A 22,740-nucleotide genomic window follows, 5' to 3' on the forward strand; every position below is an offset into this window, starting at 1 on the left:
AACCGGCCATCAACGAAGGTCGCCGCGCAACTCGCGCACGCCGCGCCCCAGGCGTTCGCGCAACAGCGTGCCCAAGGTCGAGCCATCGACGTAGCCGACCTCGGCCGCGATCGCCTCGAGATCGAGGTCGCTGCCGTGCACCAGCGACCTGGCGCGCTCGACGCGCAGATCCTGGAAGTAGGCCAGCGGCGACTTGCCGAGCACCGCCAGGCAGCGGCGTTGCAATGTGCGTGGGCTCGTTGCCAGCGCGCTGGCGGCGTTCTCGAGCGAAAACCCCTCCTTCAGGTGGTCCCGCGCCCATCGCTCGAAGCGCTCGATGGTGGGGTCGGCCTGCGCCAGGTGGTGCGGCACGATGTAGGGCGCTTGCGAGGAACGCAGGTCGGCCAGCAGGTAGCGCGAGACGACCGCCGCCAGCTCGGGGCTGGCCTTCTGGACCAGCCAGAGGGCCAGGTCGAGATGTCCCATGGCGGCGCCGGCCGTGACGATCCTGCCGGAGGGCACGAGCATGCGCGATTCGTCGAGCAAGACCTTCGGGTAGCGCTGTCGGAACAGTGGCCCGAGCCACCACGTGGTGGTCGCTTGCCCGCCGTCTAGCAGCCCGGCTTCGGCCAGCAGGAAGGTCCCGATGCACGAGGCCGCGATGTGCGCGCCTTGGGCGTGCCAGGTCCGCAATTGGTGCCGGGCCTCGACCACGTCCCGCCGCGCCAGCGCCGGAACCAGCCGCTCGGGCGTCGAGGTGTTCAGTGCGGGAACGACCACCCAGTCCGGCCGTGGGGTGGAAGACACCGCCTTCACCGGAACCGCCAGTCCGTGCCCGGTGCGGACCTTCTTGCGCATGCCCACGATGGTCACCTCGAAGGACAGCGCGCCGCCCGTCTGCTGGGCCGCGAAGCGATTGGCGATTCCCAGCGCATCGAGCATCACGGTCAGTCCCGTGTCGAAGACGCCGTCGAGGGCAAGCACAAAGATCTGCATGGTGGAACGGCCTGGAAGCTGGGGCTCGGCCACTGTAGCGCCTGGAACGCGCGCGCGCCGAATCTCCCTCTGGAGCGCTTGGCGTGAATGACAGCAAAGATGTCGTTTACGCCTGTTTCCGTTTGCGGCCCACGCGCCTAACCTCGGCGGCTTCATCAACGCAACACCGTTGCACAAGGAGTCCCTCATGAAAGTTCTGGCCATCGGTTCCATCGTCAAGCAGCTGTCCACGCAAGAGCGCCAGCAGGTGATGTCCAAGGAAGTCCCAGCCACGCTCAAGCTCTACCTGGACGGTCGCATCGAGCAGTTCTGGTATCGCTCGGACAAGCCGGGCGTGATCTTCCTGATGAACGTCGATGCCCTCGAGCAGGCGAAGGCGGCGGTGGATGCGCTGCCGCTCACCAGCGGCGGGTTCGCGCAGTACGAGCTGATGACGGTCGGCCCGCTCGCGCCGCTGGGCCTGCTGATGCAGGGGGCCTGAGCGCCGGGCGGCCTGCCGCGGGCCGCCTGTGCATTCCGCGCGCACATCTCGGCCCGCGCATTTCGCGCGGACAACCGCCACCGCCCGTCGCCTTCCGACCGAAGGCGCGCCCCCGACCCCACAGGATCTCAAGAATGGACCGACGACTCTTGTTCCTCGCCCTCGGCATGTTCGCCCTGGGCACGGACAGCTTCGTGATGGCCGGCGTGCTGCCGGACATCGCGCGCACCTTTCACGTCAGCATCGGCGCCGCGGGCCAGATGACGACCGTCTACGCCGTCACCTACGCATTGCTCGCGCCCGTGATCGCCGCGCTGGCCGCGCACGTTCCGAGGAAGGCGCTGCTGCTCGGCAGCCTTGCCGTCTTCGTGGCGGCCAACCTCGCAACCGCGCTCGCGCCCACCTTCGGCATCGCGCTGGCGACCCGGGCTCTCGCGGGCCTGGGCGCGGCGATGTTCTCGCCCACGGCAACCAGTTCGGCGGCGTCGATCGTCGCGCCCGAGCGCCGGGGCTTCGCGCTGTCCGTGCTGGTCGCCGGCATGACCGTGTCCACCGCGCTGGGCGCACCCATCGGCACGGTCATCGCGGGCCTGGGCGACTGGCGTTGGACGATGGTGTTCGTCGCGGCGCTGGCGGCCGCGTCGGGCCTGGGCGTGGCGGCGTTCCTGTCGCACATTCCCATGCTTGCGCCGGTGTCGCTGGCCAGGCGCGTGGCGCCGCTGGCCGATGCGCGGGTGGGGCTGACGCTGGCCACCACCTTCCTGTTCTTCTGCGCGGCCTTCACCATCTACACCTATTTCACCGTCGTCTTCGACCGGGTGATCGAAGGCAACCCGAACCTGCTGGCCGCGCTGCTCGTGGCCTGGGGCGCGGCGGGTACGGTCTCGAACCTCGTGACGGGGCGGTTGGTCGACAGGGTCGGCTCCCGCAAGGTGCTCATCGCGCTGATGGCGTTCGTGCTCGTCGACTTTGTGCTGCTGCCGTGGACGAGCGCCAGTCTCTGGACGGCAGTTCCGGCCATCCTCGTCTGGGGCGGCTGCGGCTGGGCCGTGATGGTTCCGCAGCAGCACCGCCTCGTGACGGTGGCGCCCGCCATCGCGCCGCTCCTGCTGGGCCTCAACAACTCGGCGATCTCGCTGGGAACCACGGCGGCCGGCGTCGTGGGCGCGGCCGGCATCCAGTTGCTCGGAGGCCATGGGCTGGGGTACATCGCCGCGGCGCTTGTCGTCGCCGCGATGATCGCGTCCGCGCTGGCGGCCCGACGGATCGCCTCATTCGCCGCGGCGAACGTGCCCGGCGCCAGTGCGCCGATGCGTCCCGTGGTGCCCGCGCCGGCCGTGGCCGCGGCCGAACAGGCGAAGGCTTGAAAAATGAAAAACGTCTTCGCCTGGGTGGCGGCGCTGGTCTTCTCCTTCTGCATGGGCGCCGCAGGCACCGGCCATGCACAGACCGCCAGCGTACCGGGGCCCACCACCCGCATCCTGGCCATCGGCACGCTGACGGCCGGTGCCGACCCGGCCACCGTTCGCGCGATGCTCCCGGCGGAGGTGCGGGAGACCGTCACGCTCTATCTGAACGGCGACATCGAACAGTGGTACTCGCTGCAGGAACGCACCGGCGTGGCGTTCGTGCTGAACCTCACCGATCCGGCACGCGCCAGGGCGCTGCTCGAAAGCCTGCCGCTGGGCCGCGCGCGCCTCATGCAGTTCGAGTTGATTCCGCTGGCGCCGCTCTCTCCGCTGCGCGCGCTGCAGGGCATGGCGCCGGGCACGGGCACGGGCCTGATCCGCTGAGCCCTCAATGCGACGCCATCGTGGCCACGCGCGCGAGCGCCGATTTACGGAACGTGTAGATGGCAATGCGCGGGTCGAGCAGGTCGCCCTTGGCATCGAACGAGATGTTGCCGGTCACGCCCTGGAATCCGCGCGTGGCCGCCAGGAACGGCAGGTAGACGTTCGGCCGGGCCGAGCCCGCCCGCACCATGGCGTCGACCAGCAGCCGCACGGCGTCGTACGAATAGGGTGCCAGCGGCTCGGGGGCCAAGCCGAAACGGGCCTTGAAGTCGGCCGTGAACCTGCGCATGCGGCCCGCGTCGAAGATGTCGAGCGGTCCGACGCACAGCACCTGGTCGTCGCTGGCGGCGCCGGTCGCGAGCTTCACGGTCTGTTCGTCGCAGATGCCGTCGCCGCCGAGCATCTTCATGGCGAGCCCCAATTGCTTCATCTGTCGCAACATCGGCCCGGCCACCGAATACATGCCCCCGACGAAAACCGCGTCGGGCCGCTTCGATCCGATGCTCGTCAACACGGCGTTGAAGTCGGTCGACTTGTCCGTCACGTAGTCGCGGGCCACCACCGTGGCGCCGGCCGCGACCACGGTTTTCGTGAATTCGTCGGCAATGCCCTGGCCGTAGGAGGTCCGGTCGTCGACCACCGCGAATTTCGTCATGCCGAGCTTTCCGACGGCGTAGTTTCCCAGCGCCCTGGCGCTGATCGCGTCGTCAGGCATCAGCCGGAAGGCGGTCTTGAAGCCCTGGCTGGTGAACCTGGGACTGGTGGTGGACGGTGAAATCTGCGGAATTCCCGCGTCGCGGTAAAGGCGGGAGGCGGGAATGGTCGAGCCCGAGGTCTGGTGGCCGACGACGCCGCTCACCTCCGAATCGACCAGTTTCTGGGCGGCAAGGGTTCCCTGGCGCGGATCACCGGCGTCGTCTTCGGCAATCAATTCGAATCGCGCGCGGGAATTGCCTATTTTGACGGCTTGGCTGTTCAATTCTTCCACGGCCAGCCGGGCGCCTTTCTCATTGCCATTGCCGGAAACTGCCAATGCGCCGCTCAAGGGTGCCACCAAGCCAATTCGAACGAGAATTTCCTGCGCTGCCGCGTTTTGGCCGAATACGGTCAAAATTGCCGCCAGAAGAAAATTGAATTTTGCCGTCATGCATGGGCCATCAAGGATGAATTGGAAGTGCGAAGCCAATTCGAAGCGAATTCTTTCACGATATCGAAAAGCCGCGAATCGCCTTTGCTCGAAAGCCGAACAACGGACACCGGAATCGACAGGTTCATCGAATTCTCGATGGAAAGCGTTTGCAATTTACCGGCCGCTATCAAATCCTTGGCCGCCGCCGTCACGCCGAAAAAGATCGCGTCCGATCGCGCCACGGCGGCAATGAGGGGCTCGAGTTCTTCCGATTCCACGACGGTCCACGAGCGAATATCGCGTTGCAGGTTGAAATGCGCTTCGGTCAATCGCGCGACTTCGTCGGACACCGCCGTGCTCAATATCGGATATTGAAGCAGGTCGCGCACCCCGATCGAAGGGCGCAAGGCCAGCGGATGGCCCACGCGACAGACGATTCCGCTCTCCAGCGCGCCGACGTCCTCCACGATCAGGTCGCCCGACAAGGCCAGCGAACGTGTGTCGATCAGCACCATGTCGATCGACCTGTCGCGCAACGCGCTCATCAAAAACTGCACGGTGCCGCGCCGCAGCAGCAACTGGATTTTTGGGTAGTCGTGCAATACATGCGTGACAAGGCTCGAGGCCATGCAGGCCCCTGGGCCCGCGCCAAAGCCGACCCGCAGCGTGCCTTCGATGTCGCTGTTTTCCGAAGCGCCATTGACGAGGTTGTCCACTTCGAAAACCAGATTTCGTGCCCGCTCCAGCATCATCGAGCCGGCCGTGGTCGTGGTGCAGCGGCGCCCCATTCGCTCGATCAATTGAATTCCGAGTTCGGCTTCGAGCGATTGAATGCTTTTGCTGAGCGCCGATTGCGTCAAATGCAGATTGCTCGCCGCGCGGCTGAAAGAACCCGTGATGGCGAGCTCTATGAAATGCTCCAGCTTTCTTGTCTCCATGAGTACTTGGAATAGTTAAGTCGAAAATCTTTCGTTGGACGCTGGCATCTGGCAACACTACATTGCGCCTCGGAGCGGCCGCCCACATTTGGCAAGCATGCCAGCAAATCGACAATCTCAGGAGACTTAAATTGCCCAAAAAGATCGAAATGTCGCGACGCGCATTTCACTCAATACTGCTGGTAACGACACTGGGCCTCACTGCCTGCGGCGGGGGTAGCGACAGCAACGGCGGCTTCTTCGTGCCGCCCGCCGCCGCCACCCCGCCGACACCCACCGCGCCACCGGCCGAAGCGCCCACCGCGCTCAGCGCCGGTGCCGTGGCATCGCCCGACCAGTTCGGCGCGCAGGCGGCCAAGCTGGTGCTCGACGCGGGTGGCAACGCCGTCGACGCCGGGGTGGCCACGGCCTTCGCGCTCGCCGTGACCCTGCCCGAGGCGGGCAACATCGGCGGCGGCGGCTTCCTCACGCTGTGGATGGATGGCAAGCCCTACTTCCTCGACTTTCGCGAGAAGGCGCCCGCCGCCGCCACGCCGACCATGTACCTCGACAAGAACGGCGACGTCATTCCCGGGCTGAGCCTGGACGGCTCGCTCGCCGCGGGCGTGCCGGGCTCGGTGGCCGGCATGTGGGAGGCGCAGCGCAAGTTCGGCAAGCTCAGCTGGTCCCAGGTGCTGGCGCCGGCCATCGGCTACGCGAAGAACGGCTTCGTCGCGTACTCGACCGCCGAGATGACCACGACCAACAAGCGCGCCAACTTCAACGCCTACTTCGGCGGAAAGATGATCAAGGGCCAGCTCTTCAAGCAGCCCGAGCTGGCCGGCACGCTGCAGCGCATCGCCGACAACGGGGGCAGCGAGTTCTACACGGGCAAGACGGCCGACCTGCTGGTGGCCGAGATGGGCCGCACCGGCGGCCTGATCAGCAAGGACGACCTGAAGAACTACCGCGCCGTGTGGCGCGACCCCGTGAGCATCGACTGGAACGGCCACACCGTGTACACGGCGCCCCCGCCGAGCTCGGGCGGCTTCGGCATCGGCCAGCTGCTGAAGATGAAGAAAGACCTGGCGCCTCAGTTCGCCAGCGCGCCGCTCAATTCGGCGCAGTACGTGCACCTGACGGCCGAGATGGAAAAGCGCGTGTTCGCGGACCGCGCGCAGTACCTGGGCGACTCCGACTTCTACCAGGTGCCCATGGCGAAGCTGCTGTCCGAGGACTACCTGAAGGGCCGCGCGGCGGAGGTCAACACGGCCACGCCCACGCCGCTGGCGCAGGTCAAGCCCGGGCTCGGCAACGACCCCGTGCCGCCGGTGAGCAGCGCCGAGAAGCCGCAGACCACGCACTTCTCGGTGGTCGACAAATGGGGCAACGCCTTCGCCGTGACCTACACGCTGAACGGCGGCTTCGGCAGCGGCATCGTGGTGGAAGGCGCGGGCTTCCTGCTGAACAACGAGATGGACGACTTCTCCGCCAAGCCCGGGGTGCCGAACCAGTTCGGCGTGGTCGGCGGCGACGTGAACTCGATCCAGCCCAACAAGCGCCCGCTGTCGTCGATGAGCCCGACCATCGCGGTGAAGGACGGCAAGGTGGCGCTGGTGCTGGGCACGCCGGGCGGATCGCGGATCTTCACGGCGGTGTACCAGGTGCTGGTCGACGTGCTCGACTACAAGCTGCCGCTCGAGCAGGCCCAGGCGCAGCCGCGCTTCCATCACCAGCTGCTGCCCGACAACGTCATCTTCTACGAGGCCGACCGCTTCACGGCCGCCACCGCGGACAACCTGCGTTCGCGCGGCTGGACGATGCAGGACGGCCTGGGCGGCGGGCAGAACATCCAGGCGATCCAGATCGTGGGCAACGCGCCGGTGCCGGTGTCCGACCCGCGCAACCCCGACGGCCTGGCGCTCGTGGTGCAGCCGCAGCCCGCGACACGCTGAAGGGCGAGCCCTTGCCAGCGGCGCGTGCGTCGCTGGCCTGATGGATCAGGACTTCACCAGCACGGAGGCGCAGGCGGCGGTCCGCTTCCACCAGGCTGGTGAAACCCGCCTTGACAGCCTTCAAGCCGGTTCTATCATTCGTCCAATTATGTTGGATCAAGTTCCAAAATATGGAACTACAAGGAATGGCCATGAACCACGAGGCAACCGGCGCCATGCCGCTGCAGGCCGACAACGCAGCCCCTGCGCAGCAGCCGTCGCCGCACGAGCTGCACCCCAAGGCATTGGCCCCGGCCAACCTCGTCCTCACCGTGGTGCTCAGCGTCTTCGGCGCCATCGTCGGCATCCAGATGCTCGCCAGCCTGGGCATCACGCCCAGCACCTCGCTCATCGGCGCGCTCGCGGCGATGACGCTGGCTCGGGTGCCGCTGGCCATGTTCCGGGGCTTTCGCTCGGTGCATGCGCAGAACCTGGCGCAGACCAGCATCTCGTCGGCCACCTTCGGCGCGGCCAACAGCCTGTTCCTGCCGATCGGCATTCCCTTTCTCTTCGGCCTGCCCGACATGGTGGTGCCGATGCTGGTGGGCGTGAGCCTGGCGATGCTGCTCGACGCCTGGCTGCTGTACCGCATGTTCGACACGCCCGCCTTCCCCGCGAAGAACCCGTGGCCGCTGGGCATCGCGGCGGCCGAGGCCATCAAGGCGGGCGACGGCGGCGGCAAACAGGCCTGGCTGCTGCTGGGCGGGCTGGCCACGGGCGTGGCGGGCGCGGTGTTCAAGCTGCCGATGTCGGCCTTCGGCGTGGCGCTGATCGGCGGGCTGGGCGCGATGATCGCCTTCGGCGTGGGGCTGCTTGTGCGCGGCTACTCGGCACCGCTGTTCGGGCTGGACATCGGGGCGCTCTACGTGCCGCACGGCATGATGATCGGCGCGGGCATCGTGGCACTGGTGCAGGTGGGGCGCGTGGTGCTGAAGAAGCGTGGCACCACGTCGGGCAGGCAGGGCACTCCCGGCACGTCGGCCACGCTCGCGGCGCAGGAAGCACGCGGCGCCACCGCGCTGGGCCGCTCGCTGCGACTGGGCAGCGTCGGCTACCTGGCCATCATGGTGCTGCTGGCCGTGGGCACGGGCGTGTACACGGGTATGTCGCCGGGCATGCTGGTGTGCTTTGTCATCTACGGCACCTTCGCGGCCTTCGTGCACGAGCTGATCGTGGGCATCGCGGCCATGCACTCGGGCTGGTTCCCGGCGTTCGCGGTGGCGCTCATTTCGCTGCTCATCGGCATCCTCATCGGCTTTCCGCCGGAAGCGCTGGTGGTGCTGGCGGGCTTCTCGGCCGCCACCGGACCGGCCTTCGCCGACATGGGCTACGACCTGAAGGCCGGGCACATCCTGCGCGGCGAAACCTCGGGCGCCCCTTTTGAAACCGAAGGCCGGCGCGAACAGATGATCGCGGGCATGGTCGGTTTCGCGGTGGCCATCGTGGTGGTCGCCTGCACCTACCGCATGTTCTTCGCCAACCACCAGACGGCGCCCATCAACGCGGCCTACGTGGCGGCCATCAAGGCCGGCATCTCGGGCGACACGGCGCGCAACCTGGCGCTGTGGGCGCTGCCCGGCGCGCTGCTGCAGATCGCTGGCGGCGCGCGCCAGCAGCTGGGCGTGCTGTTTGCCACCGGCCTGCTCATCGCCAGCCCCCTGGCGGGCTGGATGGTCGCGGCCGGCATCGCGTGCCGGCTGGTGGCGCACCGCGTGCTCGGCGCGGCCGCGCGCGAACGGCTGGAGGTGTTCGCGGGCGGGGTGATTGCCGGCGACGCGCTCTACAGCTTCTTCTCGGGCGCCGTCAAAAGCCTTCGCAAGTAGCGCCTTCTTCTTTTTCTTCATCCACAGGACAACGAACGCATGAAACGCAATCTGACAAGCGACGACCTCCGCGCGGCCATCTGGGGCGGCGCCATTCTGGGCGGCGGCGGCGGCGGGCTCATCGAGTCCGGCGAGCGCGCGGCGCGGCTGGCGCTGCAGGTGGGCACGCCGCAGCTGTGGAGCGTGGACGAATTCGACCCGTCGGCGCTCACCGCCACCATGGCGCTGGTCGGCGCGCCGGCCGCGCCCGACCCGCACGTGCAGCCCGCGCACCTGCTGCGCACGCTCGAGCTGCTGCGCCGCGAACTGCCCGCGGGCCAGAAGCTGGTCGGCCTGCATGCCAACGAGAACGGCGCCGAGACCACGGTCAACGGCTGGTTCCACGCCGCCATGAGCGGGCTGCCGGTGATCGACCTGGCCTGCAACGGCCGCGCCCACCCTTCGAGCGTGATGGGCGCGCTGGGCCTGCACACCGAGCCCGACTACCTCTCGGTGCAGGCCTATTCGGGCGGCGAGCCGCACCGCTATGTCGAAGGCGTGGTGTCGGGCCGGCTGGAGCAGACCTCCGCCGTGGTGCGCCGCGCCTCGGTGGAAGCGGGCGGCCTGGTGGCGGTGGCGCGCAACCCGGTGAACGTGGGCTACGCGCGCCAGCACGGCGCGCCGGGCGCCATCAGCCACGCCATTTCGCTGGGCCAGGCCTACCTTGATGGCGGCGTCGATGCGGTGGTGAACTCGCTGCACGGCCGCATCGTGGCCGAAGGCACCGTGCGCACCTACCGCTGCGAGCAGCAGGAGGGGCTGGACGTGGGCATCGTCGAGCTCGACGACCCGGCGCGCACCACGCTGCGCTTCATCAACGAATACATGCTGCTGGAGCAGCAGGGCCGCCGCGTCGCGCGCTTCCCCGACCTGGTGATGACCTTCTCGGGCGACGGCAAGCCGGTGGTGTCTGCCCACGTGCGCCAGGGCGCCACGCTGCGCGTGCTGGTGGCGCCGCGTGCGCGGCTGCTGCTGTCGCGCACCATGTTCATGCCCGAGCTGTACCGCCCGCTGGAGAAGTCGCTGGGCGAGGCCTTCGCGCCCGAAAGCGACGAAGCCGCGGCGCTGGCCTGAGCCGCGAGCCAACCCGGGAGCAACCGCCATGACACTGCGCGTGCGATGGATACGAACGGTCGGCAACGACACCTACAACGAGCGCTTCGCCCGTGAATTCGCCGAGGTGAAGAACCCCGGCACCGAGGTCGAGGTGGTCTCGCTGCGCAACGCCTCGGTGCGCCACCACGTGGAGTACCAGAGCTACGAGGCGCTGCTGGGCGCCGACATCGTGCGGGTGGTGCGCGACGCGGCCGTGCAGCGCTTCGACGCCGTGGTGCTGGGCTGCTTCTACGACCCGGTGCTGGTGGAGGCGCGCGAGATCTCGGGCGACACCGTGGTGGTGGCGCCCTGCCAGGCCTCGTTCGAGGTGGCCGCCAACCTGGCGCAGAAGGTGTCGGTGATCGTGGGGCGCCGCAAGTGGGTGCCGCGCATCGAGTCGCGCGTGCGCGAGTACGGGCACGGCCACCTGCTGGCCTCGTGCCGCGCGCTGCAGCTGGGCGTGGAAGACTTCCAGCGCGACCGCGATGAAACGGTACGCCGCATGGTCGAGCAGGGCCGCCGCGCCATCGACGAGGACGGCGCCGAGGCGCTGGTACTGGGGTGCACGCTGGAGTTCGGCTTCTACCGCCAGCTGCAGGACGTGCTGGGCGTGCCGGTGATCGACTCGGCCCTGGCCGCCTTCAAGCGCGCCGAGGCGCTGGCCGACACCAGGCAGCGCTTCGGCTGGAAGCCCAGCCGCGTCGGCGGCTGCGAGCCGCCGCCTGAAAACGAAGAGCTGCTGGCATGGAAGGTGTTCGACCCGGCCGATGTGCCGCTCGCCTCGCCGTTCCATGCCTGAAGGCACGACACGCGCGGGCCCCCGCAGCCCCCCGCGCCTTACTTGTCGACCGTGACCTTCGCCACCGCCAGCGCCGTCATGTTGATGATGCGGCGCACCGTCGAAGATGGCGTGAGCACGTGCGCCGAGCCTGCCGCGCCCAGCAGCACCGGGCCCACCGTGATGCCGTTGGCGCCGGTCATCTTCAGCACGTTGTAGAGGATGTGCGCCGAATCCAGGTTCGGGCACACCAGCAGGTTGGCCTCGCCGCTCAACGTGGTCTCGGGGAGGGCGGTGCGGCGGATGTCTTCGGACAGGGCTGCGTCGCCGTGCATTTCGCCGTCGCATTCGATGTCGGGCGCCATCTGCGCGAACAGGTCGCGCGCCAGGCGCATCTTGCGCGCCGAGCCGCGGCTGGAGGTGCCGTAGTTCGAGTGCGACAGGAAGGCCACCTTCGGCGGCAGGCCGAAGCGGCGCACCTCGTCGGCCGCCATCACCGCGATGCTGGCCAGCATCTCGGCGGTCGGGTCTTCGTTCACGTTGGTGTCGGTGATGAACACGGTGCGCTTGTCCAGCGTCAGCGCGTTCAGCGTGGCGAAGCCCGGCGCGCCGCGCTTCAGGCCGATCAGGTTGCGGATGTGCTCCAGGTGCACGTCGAAGCGGCCGACCAGGCCGCAGATCATGGCGTCGGCGTCGCCCAGGTGCAGCATCAGCGCGGCAATGGTGGTGTTCGAGCGGCGCACCATGGTCTTGGCGGCCTCCGGCGTCACGCCGCGGCGGCCCATGATCTTGTGGAAGCTCTCCCAGTAGGTGCGAAAGCGCGGATCGTCCTCGGGGTTGACGATCTCGAAGTCGGTGCCCACGCGAATGTGCAGGCCGGCCTTCTGGATGCGCGCCTCGATCACCGCCGGGCGGCCCACCAGGATGGGCTTGGCCAGGCCTTCGTCCACGGCCCACTGCGCGGCGCGCAGCACGCGCTCGTCTTCGCCTTCGGCATAGGCCACGCGCTTGGCGGTGGCGATCTTGGCGGCGCTGAACACCGGGCGCATGAACATGCCGGTCTGGTACACGAAGCGCGTCAGGTGCTGGCGGTAGGCCTCCATGTCCTCGATCGGGCGGGTCGCCACGCCCGATGCGGCGGCCGCGCGGGCCACGGCCGGCGCGATGCGCAGGATCAGGCGCGAGTCGAAGGGCTTCGGAATGATGTAGTCGGGGCCGAAGGCCAGCTCCTGGCCGGCGTAGGCGGTGGCCACTTCTTCGCTGATGTCGGCCTTGGTCAGCTCGGCGATCTCGCGCACGCAGGCCAGCTTCATTTCTTCGGTGATCTTGGTGGCGCCGCAGTCGAGCGCGCCGCGGAAGATGTACGGAAAGCACAGCACGTTGTTGACCTGGTTCGGGTAGTCCGAACGGCCCGTGGCGATGATGCAGTCCGGCCGCACGGCCTTGGCCAGCTCGGGGCGGATTTCGGGCTCGGGGTTGGCCAGCGCCAGGATGATGGGCTGCGTGCCCATGGTCTTGACCATCTCGGCGCTCATGACGCCGGGCGCCGAGCAGCCCAGGAACACATCGGCGTCCTTGACCACGTCGGCCAGGGTGCGGGCGCCGGTGTCTTGCTGGGCGTAGCGCGCCTTCGATTCGTCGAAACCGCCCGCGCGGCCTTCGTAGATCAGGCCCTTGGAGTCGCAGGCGTAGATGTTGGCGTGCTTGGCGCCCAGGCCGACCATCACGTCCAGGCAGGCGATGGCGGCGGCGCCCGCGCCCGAGACGGCGATCTTCACGTCCTCGATCTTCTTGCCCACCAGCTCCAGCCCGTTGATGAGGGCGGCCGCCGAGATGATGGCCGTGCCGTGCTGGTCGTCATGGAACACCGGAATGTTCATCCGCTCGCGCAGCTTCTTCTCGATGTAGAAGCACTCGGGCGCCTTGATGTCTTCCAGGTTGATGCCGCCCAGCGTGGGCTCCAGTGCCGCGATGATGTCGACCAGCTTGTCGGGGTCGTTCTCGGCCAGCTCGATGTCGAACACGTCGATGCCGGCGAATTTCTTGAACAGGCAGCCCTTGCCTTCCATCACCGGCTTGGAGGCCAGCGGGCCGATGTTGCCCAGGCCCAGCACGGCCGTGCCGTTGGTGATGACGCCCACCAGGTTGCCGCGGGCGGTGTATTCGGCCGCCAGCGAGGGGTCGGCCGCAATGTCCAGACAGGGATAGGCCACGCCCGGCGAATAGGCCAGCGACAGGTCGCGCTGGTTCAGCAGGGGCTTGGTGGGGGTGATCGAGATCTTGCCCTTGACGGGCGAGCGGTGGTATTCGCGCGCTGCCTCGCGAAGTGCTTCTTCTGCGGGGGAAAGGGGTGCAGCCATGAAAGTCTCCTTGTTTCAGACGGGCAATGAGGCTACCGCAAAAGTGCGGCGTGTTCTTGAAGGGGGGATGCCGAAAACGCCTGAACCCATAGCCTGGTGGGACAGGGCGGGCGGTTCGCTAAACTCCGCGGCTGTTAGCCATGGTTAAACAAGGTTAACAAAGCCAAGTCAACCCAACACCACAAAACGACAGCGGAGGGGCAGCGCATGAGCGGCACGAGCAACGGACCTTTCACCACCACCGACCCCGACGTCGTGGTCATCGGCGGCGGCCCTTCGGGCTCCACCGTGGCCGCGCTGCTGGCGGACAAGGGGCACGACGTGGTGCTGATAGAGAAGGCGCAGCACCCGCGCTTTCACATCGGCGAGTCGCTGCTGCCCATGAACATGCCGCTGTTCGACCGGCTGGGCGTACGCACCGAAGTCGAGGCCATCGGCATCAGGAAGCACGGCGCCGAGTTCGTCTCGCCCTGGCACGATCACACCAGCCACTTCGACTTCGGCGAGGCCATGGACAAGAGCTTTCCGTACGCGGTGCACGTGCGCCGCTCGGAGTTCGACGAGCTGCTGTTCCGCCACGCCGGCAAGCGCGGCGCGCGCACCTTCGAGCAGCACCGCGTCACCGGCGTCGACATGGACGCCGGCAAGGGCACGCCCGACAACCGGCCGCTGGTGAAGGTCAAGGCCGACGACGGCACCGAGACCGCGTGGCGCCCGCGCTTCGTCATCGACGCCAGCGGGCGCGACACGCTGCTGTCGAACCAGTTCGACGTGAAGCGGCGCAACCGCAAGCACGCCAGCGCCGCGCTGTACGGCCACTTCGCCAATGCCGAGCGCCGGCCGGGCCGCTTCGAGGGCAACATCTCGCTGTTCTGGTTCGACCATGGGTGGTTCTGGTACATCCCGCTGAAAGATGGCACGGTGAGCGTGGGCGCGGTGGCGTCTCCCGCTTACTTCAAGCGCCGCAAGGGCTCGCTGGAAGACTTCCTGATGGAGACCATCGCGCTGGCGCCCAAGCTGGCCGCGCGCCTGAAGAACGCGACGCTGATGGAGGGCGCCACCTCCACCGGCAACTACGCCTACGACTCCGAGTTCTGCCGCGGCGACCGCTTCATGATGGTCGGCGATGCCTACGCCTTCGTCGACCCGATGTTCTCCTCGGGCGTGTACCTGGCGATGAACAGCGGCTTCGAGGCCGCCACCGCCGCCGACCACTGGCTCAAGGGCGAGGCGAAGGAGGCCGAGCGCGCCTTCCGCCACTACGAGAAGGTCATGAAGCACGGGCCGAAGATGTTCTCGTGGTTCATCTACCGCATCACCTCGCCGGCCATCCGGCGCCTGTTCATGGCGCCGCGCAACATCTGGCGCATGCAGGAAGCGCTGCTGTCGATCCTGGCGGGCGACCTGTTCCGCGACACGCCCATCGGGCCGCGCTTCTGGGGCTTCAAGGTGACGTACTACGCGTCGTGCATCGGCATCCTGCCGCAGGCCATCAAGACCTGGGCATGGCGCCGGCGCAACCTGAAGGAGTCGCTCGAGGCTGCGAAGACCTGAGCGCGGCCTGATGTCCGGCCGGGCGATGTCCAGCCGGACGATGTTCAGCCGGGCGATGTTCAGTCCGGCGTGACCGTGTGCTGCGCGAGCGCCTCGAGCGCGCGCACCAGCGCCGAGTGGTCCATCTGCCCGTAGCCCAGCGCCGCGCACGCGTTCATCAGCTGCGCCGCGCCCGCCGTCTGCGGCAGCGCCACGCCCAGCGTGCGCGCGCTCTGCATGGCCAGGTTCAGGTCCTTCTGGTGCAGCGAGATGCGAAAGCCCGGCGCGAAGGTGCGCTTGATCATGCGTTCGCCGTGCACCTCGAGAATGCGCGAGCTCGCGAAGCCGCCCATCAGCGCCTGGCGCACGCGCGCCGGGTCGGCGCCGGCCTTCGAGGCGAACACCAGCGCCTCGCTCACGGCCGCGATGTTCAGCGCCACGATGATCTGGTTGGCCACCTTGCACACCTGGCCGTCGCCCACGCCGCCCACCAGCGTCACGTTCTTGCCCATCTTGTCGAGCAGCGGCTTCACGCGCTCGAAGGTGCCTTCGTCGCCGCCGCACATGATGGTCAGGCTCGCGGCCTTGGCGCCCACCTCGCCGCCGGAGACCGGCGCGTCGATGTAGCCGGCGCCGGTGGCGGCGATGCGGCGCGCGAAGTCCTTGGTGGCAATCGGGTCGATGGAGCTGCAGTCGACCACCACCTTGCCGCTCGCGCCCTTCAGGCCCGCGGCCACGCCTTCCTTGCCGGGCTCGCCGAACAGCACCTTCTCCACGTCGGGCGTGTCGGGCACCATGATGAAGACGATGTCGGCCTGGCGCGCCACGTCGGCCGCCGAGGCGCAGATGGTGGCCCTCGACACGAAGGGCTCGGGCGTGTTGCCGTGCGTGTTCACGAACAGCTGGTGGCCCGCGTCGAGCAGGTGGCCCGCCATGGGCGCGCCCATGATGCCGAGGCCGATGAATCCGATTTTTTGTTGCGTCGTCATGTCTCTGTTTCCTTGTGCTGTGCTGTCCCGTGTCTATTGCTTCTGCGTGAGCGCCGTGCGCCAGCCGAGGCCGTCCACCGTGTCGCTGCGCGGCTTGTATTCGCAGCCGATCCACCCGTCGTAGCCCAGCGCGTCGATGTGCCTGAACAGCCACGGGTAGTTGATTTCTCCCGTGCCTGGCTCGCCCCGGCCCGGGTTGTCGGCCAGCTGGATGTGGCCGATGCGCGCCAGGTGCCTGGTGAGCGTGTTGCCCAGCTCGCCCTCCATGCGCTGCGCGTGGTAGGTGTCGTACTGCACGCGCAGGTTGGCCGAGCCCACCTCGTCGATCAGCGCCAGCGCCTGGTCGGTGCGCGTGAGAAAGAAGCCCGGAATGTCGAAGGTGTTGATGGGCTCGACCAGCAGCCGCAGCCCGGCGGATTCGAGCTCCCGCGCCGCGATGCGCAGGTTGCCCACCACCGCGCGGTGCGCCTCCGCCGCGCTCACGCCGGCAGGTACCTTGCCCAGCAGGCAGTTCACCTGCGGGCAGCCGAGCGCGCTCGCGTACTCGATCGCCATGCCGATGCCCTCGATGAACTCGCCCGTGCGATCGGGGTGGCAGGCGATGCCGCGCTCGCCCTTGTCCCAGTCGCCCGCGGGCAGGTTGTGCAGCACCTGCTGCAGGCCGTTGGCGCGCAGGGCGGCGGCCAGCTCCTTCTTGTCGAAGGCGTAGGGAAAGAGGTACTCCACGCCCTCGAAGCCCGCCTTGGCGGCGGCCTCGAAGCGTTGCATGAAGGGCAGCTCGGTGAAGAGCATCGTGAGGTTGGCTGCGAACTTGGGCATGTGCTTGCTTTCTCTCTGGCTTACTTTGCGTGTGTCTTCGCTTGTGTGTCTTCGCTTGTGTGTCTCAGTCGAGCATGGCCACCGCGAGGGCCGTGGGCGCGTCGGCCGTGCTCTCGGCCAGCGGCTCGAACTCGTTGATGGCGTCGATCTCGGTGCCCATCGCGATGTTGGTCACGCGCTCCAGCATCACCTCGATGACCACGGGCACGCTGAACTCGGCCATCAGCGCCTCGGCGCGGGCAATGGCGGGCGCCATTTCTTCCTGCTTGCGCACGCGGATCGCCTTGCAGCCCAGGCCCTCGACCACCTTCAGGTGGTCCACGCCGTAGCTGCGCTCGATGCCGCTGTCGGGTGCCGCGTTGATGTTGTCGAACGCGAGCTGCACGCAGTAGTCCATCTCGAAGCCGCGCTGCGCCTGGCGGATGAGCCCGAGGTAGGAGTTGTTGACCACGATGTGCAGGTACGGCAGCTTGAACTGCGCACCCACGGCCAGCTCTTCGATCATGAACTGGAAGTCGTAGTCGCCCGACAGTGCGACGATCTTGCGCGTGGGGTCCGCGGCGCGCACGCCCAGCGCGGCGGGAATGGTCCAGCCCAGCGGGCCGGCCTGGCCGCAATTGATCCAGTGGCGCGGGTTGTACACGTGCAGGAACTGCGCCGCCGCGATCTGCGACAGCCCGATGGTGCTCACGTAGCAGGTGTCGCGCTCCAGGTGGTTGTTCATGCACTGGTACACGCGCTGCGGCTTCATCGGCACGTCGGCGAAGTTGGTCTTGCGCAGCATCGTCTTCTTGCGCTCGCGGCATTCGCCGGCCCAGGCGGAGCGCGACGGCAGCTTGCCCGCGGCCTTCATCTCCTCGGCCACTTCCACGAAGAGCTGCAGCGCGGCCTTGGCGTCGGACACGATGCCGAAGTCGGGCGTGAACACGCGGCCGATCTGCGTGGGCTCGATGTCCACGTGCACGAAGGTGCGGCCCTTGGTGTAGACCTCGACCGAGCCCGTGTGGCGGTTGGCCCAGCGGTTGCCGATGCCCAGCACGAAGTCGCTGGCCAGCAGCGTCGCGTTGCCGTAGCGGTGGCTGGTCTGCAGGCCGCACATGCCGGCCATGAGCGGGTGGTCGTCGGCAATGGCGCCCCAGGCCATCAGCGTGGGAATCACCGGCACGCCGGTGGCTTCGGCGAAGCGCACCAGCAGGTCGGCCGCGTCGGCGTTGATGACGCCGCCACCGGCCACGATGAGCGGACGCTCGGCCGCGTTCAGCATGCCGATGGCCTTCTCGATCTGCGCCCGCGTGGCGGCGGGCTTGTAGGGGGTGAGCGGCTGGTAGGCGTCGATGTCGAACTCGATCTGCGCCATCTGCACGTCGAAGGGCAGGTCGATCAGCACCGGGCCGGGGCGGCCCGAGCGCATCAGGTGAAAGGCCTGCTGGAACACCTGCGGCACCTGGCCGGGCTCGCGCACCGTGACCGACCACTTGGTGACGGGCTTGGAGATCGACTCGATGTCCACCGCCTGGAAGTCTTCCTTGTACAGCCGTGCGCGCGGCGCCTGGCCGGTGATGCACAGGATGGGAATGGAGTCGGCCCAGGCCGAGTACAGGCCCGTGATCATGTCGGTGCCCGCCGGGCCCGAGGTGCCGATGCACACGCCGATGTTGCCGGCGATGGCCCGCGTGTAGCCCTCGGCCATGTGCGAGGCGCCCTCGACGTGGCGCGCGAGGATGTGCGCGATGCTGCCGCGCTGGCGCAGCGCGGAATACAGCGGGTTGATCGCCGCGCCCGGCACGCCGAAGGCCTGCGTCACGCCTTCCTTTTCCATCACCAGCACCGCGGCCTGGACCGCTGTCATCTTTGCCATTTGCATGTCTCCTTGAGGTGGCCCCACTGTAGGAAGCGGGGCGTGTTCGAAGAAGACGGCTGCGGGCCATAAAACCTATTCCGCCATGGAATAAGTGACTACCATGCGCCCATGGACCGATTGTTGGCAATGGAAATGTTCGTGCGCGTGGTCGAGACCGGCAGCTTCTCGAAGGCCGCGCGCGAGTTCAACACCACGCAGCCCACCGTGACCAAGCAGGTCGCGGCCACGGAGGCGCGGCTGAAGGTGCGGCTGCTCAACCGCAACACGCGCGGCGTGAGCCTCACCGAGCCGGGCGCGCTGTACTACGAGAAGTGCAAGACCATCGTGCGCGAGGCGGAGGAGGCCGAGAGCATCGTGCAGCTGCGCCAGAACCAGGCGCAGGGCCTGCTGCGGGTGGGCACCTCGGTGGCCTTCGGGCGGCGCGTGGTGGTGCCGCTGGCGCTGGAGTACATGCGCAGGCACCCGCAGGTGCAGCTCGACCTGAGCTTCGAGGACCGCTACGTCGACCTCATCGCGCAGGGCATCGACATCGCCATCCGCATGGGCAAGCTGGCTGATTCGTCGCTGGGCGCGCGCTACCTGGGCGTGAACCCGTGGGTCATGGTGGCCTCGCCCGCCTACCTGAAGAAGCACGGCACGCCCAGGCGCGCGCAGGACCTGAGCGCGCATGTGGCGCTGATCTACAGCAGCGTGGTGGGCGACGAGTTCTGGCGCATGCACACGCCCAAGGGCGATGCGGTGACGGTGCCGGTGTCGGGGCGCTTCCGCTCCAACAACCTGTCGGCCGTGCTGGCGGCCACGCGTGACGGCCTGGGCATCGCGCTGATGCCGCGCTACGTGGCGAGCGAGTCGCTGGCCACCGGCAAGCTGCGCGAGGTGCTGGGCGACCATGCGCTGCCCGAGCAGGAAATACACGCCGTGTTCCCGTCGCCCAAGCTGGTGCCGGGCAAGGTGTCGGGCTTCGTGGCGTTCCTGCAGGGGCACTTTGCCGAGGGGTGGTGGAGCGCCTGAACGCGCGTGAGCGCGCGGGCCGTCGAGCGGGCCATCGAGCGGACCATCAAGCGGGTGAGGGCGGCGGTCAGGGGCGTCGATCGGTGTGGCGATCTGTGTGGCGGTCGGCCTGGCGCAAGGTCTGCACGAGCATCTGGTGGAGGCTGTCCACCGCCTTCGAGCCGCGCGAGGCGGCGCTGCGGTACAGCGCCACCTGCATAGGCTCGAGCGGGCCGAGCCCGTGCTCGCTGCCCAGCACCTGCAGGTGCGCCGGCGCGCTGCACTGCGTGAGCGCCGCCACGGCCAGCCCGCTTTCCACCGCCGCGATCTGCCCGGCCAGGCTGGAGCTGTTGTAGACCACCCGGTAGGGCCGGCCCTGCAGCGCGAGCGAGTTGATGGCGGTGCGCCGGGCCAGGCTGGTTTCCTCGTACACGGCAATGGGCAGCGGGTTGCGGCTCCATACGTCGAACTGCGCGGCGCCCACCCACACCATCGGCTCGTGGAACAGCAGCGTGCCGCGGCGCACATGGTCGCGCGACACCAGCGCCAGGTCGAGTTCGCCGCGCGCCACGCGCGGAATCAGCGAGGTCGACTGCTCGCAATCGAGCTGTATCTCGACACCGCCATGGCGCGGCGCGAAGCGCTTGAGCACGGGCGTGAGGTATTTGCTCGCGTAGTCGTCGGGCACGCCGAGCCGCACCAGGCCCGACACGCTCTCGCCTTGCAGCGAGGCCTGCGCCTCGGCATGCAGGTCGAGCATGCGGCGCGCGTAGCCCAGCAGCGTCTGCCCTTCGTGCGTCAGCTGCAGCTGCCGCGCGTCGCGCTCCAGCAGACGGCATCCCGCGGCCGCCTCCAGCTTCTTCAGCTGCATGCTCATGGCCGACTGCGAGCGGTGCACTTCGGTGGCGGCGCCCGAGAGGGTGCCGGCATCGACCGCCGCCACGAAGCTCTTGAGCCAGTCGATCTGCAGGTCTCTCATGTATTCGATAAGCGGATGGTTGACTGCAAAATTATGCGCTTTTCGTTTCGCATGGCGCGCCGCACAGTGCGCTGCATGAACTCTTTGACTTCCTTGCGCGGCGCCGCCCTTGCGGCTCCGCAGCCGGCGGCGCCGGGGCCCATCGACGGCCGCGCCGTGGGCACGATGACCTTGCTGTGCCTGGTGTGGAGCCTGCAGCAGATCTCGCTGAAGGCCGTGGCGGCGCAGGCCAGCCCGATGCTCATGGTGGCGCTGCGCTCGGGCGTGGCGCTGGTGCTGCTGGGGGTGTTGATGTGGCACCGCGGCGAGCGCCCGGCCGCCTTCCGCTGGAAGGCCGGCGCGCTCGCCGGGGCGCTTTTCGCGGTCGAGTACCTGCTGGTGGCGCAGGCGCTGCGCCTCACCGGCGCGTCGCACGTCGTCGTCTTTCTCTATACCGCGCCGATCTTCGCGGCGCTGGGCCTGCACCAGCGGCTGCCGGCCGAGCGCCTGTCCGCGCGGCAGGTGGGCGGCATCGCGCTCGCGTTCGGCGGTATCGCGCTGGCTTTCCTGGGGGGCGACGGCATGGCCGGCGACGCGAACGGCAACACGAGCGGCAGCGCGTTGCTGGGCGACGCGCTGGCGCTGCTGGCCGGCGTGGCATGGGGCGCGACGACGGTGACCATCCGCTGCTCCAGCCTGGCCTCGGCGCCGGCCACCGAGACGCTGCTCTACCAGCTGCTGGGCGCCTTCGTCGTGCTGCTGCCGGCGGCGTGGCTCACGGGGCAATGGCGCTTCGAGCCCACCGCGCTGGTGTGGGCGCACCTGGGTTTCCAGAGCGTCGTGGTGTCGTTCGCGAGCTTCCTGGCCTGGTGTTGGTTGCTGCGCCGCTACCTGGCGTCGCGGCTGGGCGTGTTCGCGTTTTTCACGCCGCTGTTCGGGGTGGTGCTGGGCGTGTGGCTGCTGGGGGAGCCGCTGGAGCTGCCGTTCGTGGCCGGCAGCGCGCTGGTGCTCGCGGGCATCGGGCTGGTGGCGCTGCGCCGGTGAGGGCGCGCCTGGCTCAGCCCAGCTTCTTCTTTTCTTCGCGCGCGGCCTGCACCGCGGGGTCCGCCGCCTCGGGCGTCTTCGGCGCGTCGATGGTCTCGTGCCCGTTGCCCACGTGGCCCGAGTCCGCGAACAGCCCCCACGCCGCCATGAACAGCGCCGCGATCACCGGGCCGATCACGAAGCCGTTGATGCCGAAGATCGCCATGCCGCCGATGGTCGACATCAGCACGATGTAGTCGGGCATCTGCGTGTCCTTGCCCACCAGCAGCGGGCGCAGGATGTTGTCGACCAGGCCGATCACGAACACGCCCACGAAGATCAGCACGCCGCCCTGCCAGAAGTGCCCCGTGGCCAGGAAGTAGATGGCCACCGGCCCCCAGATCAGCGCCGCGCCCACGGCCGGCAGCAGCGACAGGAAGGCCATCAGCACCGCCCACAGCAGCGCGCCCTGCACGCCCAGGAACCAGAAGGCCAGCCCGCCGATGGTGCCCTGCGCGATGGCCACGGCCACGTTGCCCTTCACGGTCGCGCGGATCACGGTGGTGAACTTGTTCAGCAGGTAGTGCGTGTGCGGCTTGGCCAGGGGCAGCGCGTCGCGCACCTTCTTCGACAGGTCGGCGCCGTCGCGCACCAGGAAGTACAGCAGGTACAGCATCACGAAGAAGCTGACCACGAAGTCGAAGGTGTTCTGCCCGATGGTGAGCGCCTGGCTCGCGATGATCTGGCTGGCCTGGCCCGCGGCGGCCGAGATGCGCGCCTGCCATGCGGCCATGTCGCCGAGGTTGAAGCGCTCCACCAGGTTCAGCAGCCACTGCGGCGCGGCGTCGAGAATCTGCTGGAAGTAGGCCGCGAAATTGATCTCGCCCGAGCGGATGTTCTGCGTGACCAGCGCCACCTCCTGCACCAGCGACACGCCCACCATGGCCAGCGGCAGGATCACGATGAACAAGCAGATCGCCAGCGTCGACAGCGCGGCCGCGTTGGGCTTGCGGCCCATCTTGCGCAGCAGCCATTTGTAGAGCGGCGTGAACAGGATGGCCAGCGCCACGCCCCACAGCACGGCCCCGAAGAACGGCAGCAGCACCCAGATGAAGGCACCAGTGACCGCGGCGAGAAGGGCGAGGAAGACGCCGCGCTGGAGTTGGGGAGAGTTCATACGTGA

Annotated in this window: 19 protein-coding genes; 10 read left to right on the forward strand and 9 right to left on the reverse strand. The window is 68.3% G+C overall.

What is annotated here, in order from left to right; translation table 11 throughout:
* Positions 1 to 9 precede the first annotated feature (9 nt).
* Entirely contained in the window at positions 10 to 975 is a 966-nt protein-coding gene (locus AB6807_RS12315) for a GlxA family transcriptional regulator (protein ID WP_371084768.1), read from the reverse strand.
* Positions 976 to 1,162: 187 nt separating this feature from the next.
* Here AB6807_RS12315 and AB6807_RS12320 point away from each other — a divergent pair, with 187 nt between their 5' ends.
* The 3 genes from AB6807_RS12320 to AB6807_RS12330 all read left to right on the forward strand — a co-directional run bounded on the left by AB6807_RS12320 (position 1,163) and on the right by AB6807_RS12330 (position 3,249).
* Positions 1,163 to 1,456 carry a hypothetical protein gene (locus AB6807_RS12320; protein WP_371084769.1) on the forward strand — a complete coding sequence of 98 codons (294 nt, stop codon included), beginning with the start codon at positions 1,163 to 1,165 and terminating at the stop codon, positions 1,454 to 1,456.
* Between the two features lie 134 nt (positions 1,457 to 1,590).
* The gene (locus tag AB6807_RS12325) at positions 1,591 to 2,823 is read left to right on the forward strand and encodes an MFS transporter (RefSeq protein WP_371084770.1); all 1,233 of its coding nucleotides are present in this window, start codon (positions 1,591 to 1,593) and stop codon (positions 2,821 to 2,823) included.
* A 3-nt stretch (positions 2,824 to 2,826) separates the two neighbouring features.
* Positions 2,827 to 3,249: a hypothetical protein gene (locus AB6807_RS12330; RefSeq protein WP_371084771.1), complete on the forward strand. Its 423-nt coding sequence runs from the start codon at positions 2,827 to 2,829 to the stop codon at positions 3,247 to 3,249.
* A 4-nt stretch (positions 3,250 to 3,253) separates the two neighbouring features.
* On the opposite strand, the gene AB6807_RS12335 is transcribed toward AB6807_RS12330, so the two are convergent.
* Together AB6807_RS12335 and AB6807_RS12340 are read right to left on the reverse strand one after the other, a co-directional pair.
* Positions 3,254 to 4,396, reverse strand: a complete 1,143-nt coding sequence (locus AB6807_RS12335; RefSeq protein ID WP_371084772.1) for a branched-chain amino acid ABC transporter substrate-binding protein — start codon at positions 4,394 to 4,396, stop codon at positions 3,254 to 3,256.
* Entirely contained in the window at positions 4,393 to 5,316 is a 924-nt protein-coding gene (locus tag AB6807_RS12340; protein WP_371084773.1) for a LysR family transcriptional regulator, read from the reverse strand. The genes AB6807_RS12335 and AB6807_RS12340 overlap by 4 nt, the downstream gene beginning before the upstream one ends.
* A gap of 149 nt (positions 5,317 to 5,465) precedes the next feature.
* Here AB6807_RS12340 and ggt point away from each other — a divergent pair, with 149 nt between their 5' ends.
* The 4 genes from ggt to AB6807_RS12360 all read left to right on the forward strand — a co-directional run bounded on the left by ggt (position 5,466) and on the right by AB6807_RS12360 (position 11,045).
* Positions 5,466 to 7,250, forward strand: a complete 1,785-nt coding sequence (gene ggt / locus AB6807_RS12345; RefSeq protein ID WP_371084774.1) for a gamma-glutamyltransferase — start codon at positions 5,466 to 5,468, stop codon at positions 7,248 to 7,250.
* A gap of 191 nt (positions 7,251 to 7,441) precedes the next feature.
* Positions 7,442 to 9,112 (forward strand): OPT/YSL family transporter, encoded by a 1,671-nt coding sequence (locus AB6807_RS12350; RefSeq protein ID WP_371084775.1) that lies wholly within the window; start codon positions 7,442 to 7,444, stop codon positions 9,110 to 9,112.
* 39 nt (positions 9,113 to 9,151) lie between these two features.
* Positions 9,152 to 10,225 carry a DUF917 family protein gene (locus AB6807_RS12355; RefSeq protein WP_371084776.1) on the forward strand — a complete coding sequence of 358 codons (1,074 nt, stop codon included), beginning with the start codon at positions 9,152 to 9,154 and terminating at the stop codon, positions 10,223 to 10,225.
* A 28-nt stretch (positions 10,226 to 10,253) separates the two neighbouring features.
* The gene (locus AB6807_RS12360) at positions 10,254 to 11,045 is read left to right on the forward strand and encodes an aspartate/glutamate racemase family protein (RefSeq protein WP_371084777.1); all 792 of its coding nucleotides are present in this window, start codon (positions 10,254 to 10,256) and stop codon (positions 11,043 to 11,045) included.
* Positions 11,046 to 11,083: 38 nt separating this feature from the next.
* Here the strand turns inward: AB6807_RS12360 and AB6807_RS12365 are convergent, their stop codons facing one another.
* Complete coding sequence (locus AB6807_RS12365; RefSeq protein WP_116914251.1) at positions 11,084 to 13,384, reverse strand: NADP-dependent malic enzyme; 2,301 nt, start codon at positions 13,382 to 13,384, stop codon at positions 11,084 to 11,086.
* Between the two features lie 207 nt (positions 13,385 to 13,591).
* Here AB6807_RS12365 and AB6807_RS12370 point away from each other — a divergent pair, with 207 nt between their 5' ends.
* Complete coding sequence (locus AB6807_RS12370; protein ID WP_371084778.1) at positions 13,592 to 14,938, forward strand: NAD(P)/FAD-dependent oxidoreductase; 1,347 nt, start codon at positions 13,592 to 13,594, stop codon at positions 14,936 to 14,938.
* A gap of 59 nt (positions 14,939 to 14,997) precedes the next feature.
* Here AB6807_RS12370 and AB6807_RS12375 read toward each other — a convergent pair whose 3' ends face one another.
* The 3 genes from AB6807_RS12375 to gcl all read right to left on the reverse strand — a co-directional run bounded on the left by AB6807_RS12375 (position 14,998) and on the right by gcl (position 18,583).
* Positions 14,998 to 15,906 (reverse strand): 2-hydroxy-3-oxopropionate reductase, encoded by a 909-nt coding sequence (locus tag AB6807_RS12375; protein WP_371084779.1) that lies wholly within the window; start codon positions 15,904 to 15,906, stop codon positions 14,998 to 15,000.
* A gap of 33 nt (positions 15,907 to 15,939) precedes the next feature.
* Complete coding sequence (gene hyi, locus AB6807_RS12380) at positions 15,940 to 16,725, reverse strand: hydroxypyruvate isomerase (RefSeq protein WP_371084780.1); 786 nt, start codon at positions 16,723 to 16,725, stop codon at positions 15,940 to 15,942.
* A 64-nt stretch (positions 16,726 to 16,789) separates the two neighbouring features.
* Positions 16,790 to 18,583, reverse strand: coding sequence for a glyoxylate carboligase (gcl, locus tag AB6807_RS12385; protein ID WP_116914276.1), 1,794 nt, complete (start codon positions 18,581 to 18,583; stop codon positions 16,790 to 16,792).
* A 111-nt stretch (positions 18,584 to 18,694) separates the two neighbouring features.
* Between gcl and AB6807_RS12390 the strand changes: the two genes are divergently transcribed.
* Positions 18,695 to 19,597, forward strand: a complete 903-nt coding sequence (locus tag AB6807_RS12390) for a LysR substrate-binding domain-containing protein (RefSeq protein WP_371084781.1) — start codon at positions 18,695 to 18,697, stop codon at positions 19,595 to 19,597.
* Between the two features lie 67 nt (positions 19,598 to 19,664).
* Here the strand turns inward: AB6807_RS12390 and AB6807_RS12395 are convergent, their stop codons facing one another.
* Complete coding sequence (locus tag AB6807_RS12395; RefSeq protein WP_371084782.1) at positions 19,665 to 20,555, reverse strand: LysR family transcriptional regulator; 891 nt, start codon at positions 20,553 to 20,555, stop codon at positions 19,665 to 19,667.
* Between the two features lie 165 nt (positions 20,556 to 20,720).
* Here AB6807_RS12395 and AB6807_RS12400 point away from each other — a divergent pair, with 165 nt between their 5' ends.
* Positions 20,721 to 21,578, forward strand: a complete 858-nt coding sequence (locus AB6807_RS12400; RefSeq protein ID WP_371085179.1) for a DMT family transporter — start codon at positions 20,721 to 20,723, stop codon at positions 21,576 to 21,578.
* Between the two features lie 13 nt (positions 21,579 to 21,591).
* Here the strand turns inward: AB6807_RS12400 and AB6807_RS12405 are convergent, their stop codons facing one another.
* Complete coding sequence (locus AB6807_RS12405; RefSeq protein ID WP_116914257.1) at positions 21,592 to 22,734, reverse strand: AI-2E family transporter; 1,143 nt, start codon at positions 22,732 to 22,734, stop codon at positions 21,592 to 21,594.
* Positions 22,735 to 22,740 lie beyond the last annotated feature (6 nt).

The sequence above is a fragment of the Variovorax sp. RCC_210 genome (assembly GCF_041355175.1).
Lineage (GTDB): Bacteria > Pseudomonadota > Gammaproteobacteria > Burkholderiales > Burkholderiaceae_C > Variovorax.